We start from the raw sequence: 2,433 nt of genomic DNA on the forward strand, positions 1-2,433 counted from the left end.
GTCGGGGCGAACCGGGTACAGGAGGCCGGCCAGGACCGTTGCGGGCAAGCCGGCCAAGTGCTTCGATCCGGGTGTCGGGGATATTTTTTTTCTCGTTCACCTGCCTCATTGTGGGCCCGGCAGAATCGCTGGCCCGTGATCCGGATGGAGGGTATTGCCGCACCAAAGCCTGAGTAATGCTGCCAGTCATACCTGTCCCGTGATGATCTGAAGAGGAATTTCGCCACACAGGCGCCGCGAGGGAGCGAGGCGCGCCCCCGGCTTCGAAGCCCGGCAGGCCGACGCTGCCATCAGCGGTGCTCACACCGTCATCGACGGGCCGCCCCGCATGGCCACGTTGGAAAACGGCACTGTTGCGCCTGCCATGCTCCTGGGAGCGTCCCGCATCGCACTGAACCTCATGCCAGGCGCGTGGATCTTATCCCGCTCCCCCTACGCGCTCAAGCAGGCTGTCCAGTCCCTTTTCGTATTCGCGCTCGCATTTTGCGCATCTGGATGGGGGGCGCTTCAGGAAACGGAAAATTAGCACGTTAAGGTCAGCTACCGGGCGGACAAGGCGGCGAGCCGTCCCAATCACAAGCGAAATTGCTACGTCGCAGGGGACGTATTGATGGAGCCCGAGATCTTCCGCGAACTAACCGTCTTCGTCTGGAACGAATGGGATGACGCCCTTGCGGAACGCTTCTTCCTGCAAATGCCGCGCGGGATGCGGCGCGCGTCACGACAAAACCGTCGATCTCGATGAGCCACGCAAGCGAATTTCTGGCGAGCTGACTGTGACGTGACCAGCGAGAGTCGAGCGGGTCGATCTTCAAAAGGTTGAGAATTGACCCGGAGCTGGCCGAACCGGTCTGGGTGCTTAACTCGAAATGCTGGCACAGCACATCGGCGCGCATGTGGGGCCTCCGGGATTTGTCGAAGAGGACGCCCGATCGCGTAAGCTACGCCACAGGCCCGGGAGCGCGCAGGACCGGTCAACAGTGGCGATGGCCGCTTGCGCCACAGGGTGGCAACGAGACGCCGGCGGACGTCGCGGTATTCGGTGCCCTTCATGCTGGTAGGCAAGCAGCTCTGGCTCAAGGCTACCGACACGGTCGTGCAGATGTTCCACCGGCACCAGCTCGTCGCAACCCATGCGCGGTGGCGCAAGCATGGCGATCGCCATGCCGTCCGCGATCACCAGCCTCCCGAGGTACGGGCGTGGCTGGAACACGATCCCATTGGTGCCTGGCGCGCGCGAAGGAGATTTGGCCGGCCTGCCACGCCGTCATCCTCTCCCTGTTCAACGACCGGGTGCTGGTGAACCTGCGCGGCGCGCAAGGCGTCGTGCGGCTTCGCGAGAAGGTCGGTGACGCGTGCCTGAACGCCGCGTGCGAACGCACGCTCGCCTTCTCAGTCCGACCGACGCGGTCCGCATGACCGGCGCGCGCGATTGACTAAAAAGCGCCGAACAGCCGGTCGAGTGCGGCCAGAACCCGGCTCTGTTGGGATTTGAGCGTTCCGGTCGCGGGACCCAGCTCACTGGACAGCAGTCAGCCAAGGGGCGTGTCAAGCGCGCCAACCTAGCCGACGCTGCGCGTCAGCAGCACGATGCCCACCACCGGTAACGAATTTCCGGTGTAGCAACACACCAGGTACGCGGACAGCAGCTCCGCACGCTTTTCGGCGGGCGCCATCCGGTTCGCCTCCTGCAGACTGCCGCGAAACCCGAGCGCCGCGATCAGCCACGCGGTCGATCCGTCGATCTGCGCCCACAGCAAAAGCGCAAGGCTCGGCAGCAGCAGCCACAAGCCGGCGGACATTGCGGCGCGCGCGGACAGCGTGCGGGTTAGTAGCGCGGTGATCGGGCTCACCGAAAACAGCTCGGCGACCACGGCGCCACTCAGCGCGGGGCTGTGCCTGTGCATGCTGTTTTGCAGCAGATTCGGCAGCAGCGCCGCACAGAAGCCGAGCAGCGCAAACGTCGCGAAGGCTGTAAAGGCCGGAGCGACGAACGCCAATCCGTATCTGCGCCGGCACACCAACACCTAAGCCTGAACGAAAGCTCGCCGAGCCCGCCTGCCAGATGTTCATCGACATGGTCAACCGTTTCCCGCGCGACCGAGGTGAGCGCCGCCGTGCTGGTGAAGGAACACGCTCCCGTCACCACGAGCCGGGCGCTCGTCCATCAGAACAAGCCCGATGGCTTTATGTGCGTCAGTTGTTCGTGGGCGAAACCCGCGCATCCGCATCCATTCGAACTCTGCGAGAACGGCGCAAAGGCGACCGCGTGGTACATGACGTCCAAACGCGTCGACTCCAAGTTCTTCCATCGGCACACGGTCTGAGGGTGACCCGGTTCGACGGATAGATTTGCAGTTGAGTTTAATGCGGAGTGGCACCTCCCGATAAGGTTGAATCGCGGGTTGTCCACGGGCGGGCGGCGGGTCGCCT

At 63.9% G+C, this 2,433-nt stretch carries 3 protein-coding genes and 2 pseudogenes; 3 read left to right on the plus strand and 2 right to left on the minus strand.

The genetic code is table 11. From position 1 onward, the window contains the following. Positions 1-536: 536 nt before the first annotated feature. Positions 537-1,053, minus strand: a pseudogene (locus HV796_RS46345) (DUF6398 domain-containing protein). Between HV796_RS46345 and HV796_RS46350 the strand changes: the two are divergent. Further along, positions 1,052-1,303, plus strand: a complete 252-nt coding sequence (locus tag HV796_RS46350; RefSeq protein ID WP_377693355.1) for a hypothetical protein — start codon at positions 1,052-1,054, stop codon at positions 1,301-1,303. The pseudogene HV796_RS46345 and the gene HV796_RS46350 overlap by 2 nt on opposite strands. Next, positions 1,201-1,419 carry a hypothetical protein gene (locus tag HV796_RS45200; RefSeq protein WP_246356387.1) on the plus strand — a complete coding sequence of 73 codons (219 nt, stop codon included), beginning with the start codon at positions 1,201-1,203 and terminating at the stop codon, positions 1,417-1,419. Before HV796_RS46350 ends, HV796_RS45200 begins: the two co-directional genes overlap by 103 nt. 143 nt (positions 1,420-1,562) lie before the next feature. On the opposite strand, the gene HV796_RS41670 is transcribed toward HV796_RS45200, so the two are convergent. Next, on the minus strand, positions 1,563-2,000 hold the full coding sequence (locus HV796_RS41670; RefSeq protein ID WP_246356388.1) for a hypothetical protein: 438 nt from the start codon (positions 1,998-2,000) through the stop codon (positions 1,563-1,565). Between the two features lie 33 nt (positions 2,001-2,033). Here HV796_RS41670 and HV796_RS46355 point away from each other — a divergent pair. Beyond that, positions 2,034-2,324: pseudogene (locus tag HV796_RS46355) on the plus strand (FdhF/YdeP family oxidoreductase); the annotation flags it as partial. Positions 2,325-2,433: the final 109 nt, after the last annotated feature.

This window comes from Paraburkholderia humisilvae, from assembly GCF_902859855.1.
GTDB lineage: Bacteria > Pseudomonadota > Gammaproteobacteria > Burkholderiales > Burkholderiaceae > Paraburkholderia > Paraburkholderia humisilvae.

Bases quoted from the DNA above. Each gene is read 5' to 3' on its own strand.
- HV796_RS46350 (WP_377693355.1), top strand. From the start codon at position 1,052: ATGCTGGTAGGCAAGCAGCTCTGGCTCAAGGCTACCGACACGGTCGTG.